Source organism: Nocardia sp. NPDC003345 (assembly GCF_053589395.1).
Map to the genome: position 1 here is coordinate 1 of NZ_JBSFRU010000464.1, position 3,686 is coordinate 3,686.

Consider the following 3,686-nt stretch of genomic DNA (forward strand, 5'->3'; position numbering starts at 1 on the left):
AAACCACCACGCGCCACCGCACCGAACCGCAGATGCACACCCTCCACCCGCGGCGAATACACGAAGATCTCGTACTTCGGCCGCGGCTGCGGCAGTTCGGTGATTTCCTGGGGCTCGACCTTGACCGAGATGAAATCGCGGACCGCGCCGCCGCCGTCGGTGACGTAGTAGTTCGTACGAAGCGTGGCCCGGATCAATCCGAGGATGGCCCGCAGGATGCGGTCGGCGTCCAGGCTGACGACCTCATCGATCCGATCGCGTACCCGCTGTTCGAGTTCCTCGCAGCGTTCGGTGGAATGGCTGTCCGGATCGAACCGGGCGGCGAAGAGCGCGGCGAACAGCCGCGCGGTATCCGGATAGGTGTGCAGCACCCGGGCGATATTGAACTGGCTGTACGGGAAACCTGCCTGTCGCAGGTATTTCGCGTAGGTCCGCAGGACCGCGACCTCACGCCAGTCCAGCCCGGCCCGCAGTACGAGTTCGTTGAGACCGTCCGCTTCGGCGCGCCCGTACCAGAGGGCGTCGAACGCGGCGGTGAACCGGTCGCGTACCCGCGCGGCGGTCGCGGTCCGCGCGAGGGTATCGGGGGCTACTTCGAGCAGTTCGGCGTCGAGATCCTGGTCGATGGCGCCGCGCAGCAGCTCCGGGCTGACCTGCAGGCCGAAATCGTAGATCCAGTGTTCCTGGTCGGCACTGCGCCCGTCGGGTTCACGCCGGATCCGGTACGGCCGTTCGTCGAGAACCTCCACCCCGAGACTCTGCAGGACGGGCAGCACCTGGCTCAGCGAGATCGCGCCACCGCCGATGTAGAGGGTGAAGCGCCAGGAGCCGGTGGGAGCGCCGGCGGTCCGGTAGAGATGCTGGTCGATACCGCCGGGCGTCAGCCGCTCCAGCCGGTCGATATCGGCAAGCGCGCGCGGGGCGGTGAAATCCTGCTTGTACCCCTCGGGGAACGCCTCGCAGTAGCGGTGCACGATCCGCGGGTCGAGCACGGTGGAACTGCTCACCGCGTCGTTGAGGTGATCGTCCCAGGTGCGGGTCGCCTCGGCGAGCAGGTTCTGGATCCGCAGACGTTCGGCCTCGGAGATCTCCTCGGCGGCGCCCCGCACCGGGTCGGCGTCGTCGGCGCCCGGCATCCGGACGGTGAAATACACACTGGCGAGCTCGCTCTCACTCACCCGCGCGGAATAATCGATGGAGGCGCCGCCGAGTTCGCGCACCAGGATGTCCTGGATCTCCAGGCGAACGGCGGTCGTGTAGCGATCCCGCGGCAGATAGACCATGGCGGCGACGAACCGCCCGTACGGGTCGACCCGCACGAACAGGCGCACCTGCCGGCGCAGCCCCACATTGAGCACCGCGCCCGCGACCCGTCGCAGGGTCGCGGCATCGGAGGAGAACAGTTCGGAGCGGGGGAAGCCCTGCATCACCTCGAGCATGGCCTGCCCGGAGAACGAATCGAGAGCGAATCCGCTGCCCTCGATGGCGGAGAGCACCCGCTGGCCCACCACCGGGATGTCCAGCACGTTCTCGTGCAGAGCCGTCACGGTGAACACCCCGAGGAAGAGGTGTTCACCCCGGGCCACCCCGTTGCCGTCCAGATCGGCCACACCGATGAAGTAGGGGTGCACCGCGCGTTGCATGGTGACCGGGACCAGGCCCTGGGTCATCCGCAACAGGGGCCGCGCGCCGGTATTCACCGGTATCCGGAAACCGGAGCCCGCGTCGGGATGCAGGACGCCGAGTCCGGATCCGGCCACCGGGACCGGGACCTGCTCCCCCGGTTCGTAGCGATACCGGATATACCCGAGCACCGTGAAGTTACCGTCGGCCATCCAGCGCAGCAGCCGCGCGCATTCGGCGGGTTCGATATCGGCTTCGGCGGCCGCCGCCGCATCGGCGCCGTCGAGCCCGGCCGCGAGCTCACTCAGCCGGTCCTCGATGGCGCCGGTATCGCTGCTCACCCGGCGCACATCGGCGATCACTTCGGGTACGGCGGCGGCGATCTCGGCGAGTAGTTCCACCCCGGTGGCCGGATGTAATTGCAGGTGGATCCAGGATTCGCGACCGGCCGCCGTACCGTTGCGCCCCCGGCCCGCCTCATGCGGACGGGCCGCGAGCAACCCGCCGGCGGCGTCGCGCTCGACGGTCACGATGGGGTGGATGACCTCGCTGACCGTCCCGCCCATCCGGCTGAACAACGCCGTCACCGAGTCGACGAGCATGGGCATATCGTCGGTCACGATCTGCACGGCGGCGCCCAGCCCGGATCCGTCGTCCGGATGATGCGCCCGCACCAGGCCCTGACCCGGTTGCCGGGTCAGGGCCAAGGCCAGATGGGCCCGGAAGGTCAGGGTGGGAGCGGTGATCTCACAATCCGCGTCCTCGGTCCCGACATAGCGGAAATAACCGTCCTCCAACGCGCCGAGACCGGCCCGTAGCGTGTCCGGCAACTCGGCAACCCATGCGTCGCTGGACAATTCGGACGAGACCGTCATTTCCCACTCCCTTGAATGCGGATTTTCTCGGACACACCGATGCCGGTCCCGAGGGTAGTCCCGAACCCTGGTAGCGGGAAAAGAGCCGCGTCGTTACCCGCGGGTCAGCTTCCGATGCGTCACGCGATGCGGCCGTGCGGCTTCCGGGCCGAGGCGTTCGATCTTGTTGGCCTCATAGGCTTCGAAGTTGCCCTCGAACCAGAACCACTTGGCTTCGTTGTCGGCGTCACCTTCCCACGCGAGGATATGCGTGCAGGTGCGGTCCAGGAACCACCGATCGTGGGAAATCACCACGGCGCAACCGGGGAAGTGCTCCAAGGCGTTTTCCAGCGAGCCGAGGGTTTCCACATCCAGATCGTTGGTGGGCTCGTCGAGCAGGATCAGGTTGCCACCCTGCTTCAGTGTGAGCGCCAGGTTCAGCCGGTTGCGCTCACCGCCGGAGAGCACTCCGGCCGGCTTCTGCTGGTCGGGACCTTTGAAACCGAACGCGCTCACATAGGCGCGGGACGGCATCTCCTGCTGGCCGACCTCGATGTAGTCGAGTCCGTCGGAAACCACCTGCCACACCGTCTTGTTCGGATCGATACCGGCGCGGGACTGGTCGACATAGCTCAACTGGACCGTCTCGCCGACCTTCACCGTGCCGCTGTCCGGCTCCTCCAGACCGACGATCGTCTTGAACAGGGTGGTCTTACCCACGCCGTTCGGACCGATCACGCCGACGATGCCGTTGCGGGGCAGCGTGAACGACAGATCCTTGATCAGCTGCCGGTCGCCGAAACCCTTGTCCAGGTGCTCGACCTCGACCACCACGCTGCCCAGGCGCGGTCCGGCCGGGATCTGGATCTCCTCGAAGTCCAGCTTCCGCATCTTCTCGGCCTCGGCCGCCATCTCCTCGTAGCGGCCCAGCCGCGCCTTGTTCTTGGCCTGCCGGGCCTTGGCACCGGAACGCACCCAGGCGAGTTCGTCCTTGAGCCGCTTCTGCAGCTTCTGGTCCTTCTTGCCCTGAACCGCCAGCCGCTCGGCCTTCTTCTCCAGGTAGGTGGAGTAGTTGCCTTCGTAGCCGATCGCCCGGCCCCGGTCCAGTTCCAGGATCCAGCCCGCCACGTTGTCGAGGAAGTAGCGATCGTGGGTGACGGCGAGGACCGCGCCGGCGTACTGCGCCAGGAACTGCTCCAGCCACAGCAC

2 protein-coding genes are annotated in these 3,686 nt (G+C 67.1%); both read right to left on the reverse strand.

Annotation, left to right across the window (positions count from 1 at the left end; translation table 11 throughout):
* On the reverse strand, positions 1 to 2,498 hold a 2,498-nt coding region (locus ACWDU1_RS30660), incomplete at its 3' end, for an NAD-glutamate dehydrogenase domain-containing protein (RefSeq protein ID WP_450003819.1).
* Between the two features lie 93 nt (positions 2,499 to 2,591).
* Positions 2,592 to 3,686, reverse strand: a 1,095-nt coding sequence (gene ettA / locus ACWDU1_RS30665) for an energy-dependent translational throttle protein EttA (protein ID WP_450003821.1), incomplete at its 5' end; no start/stop codon positions are given.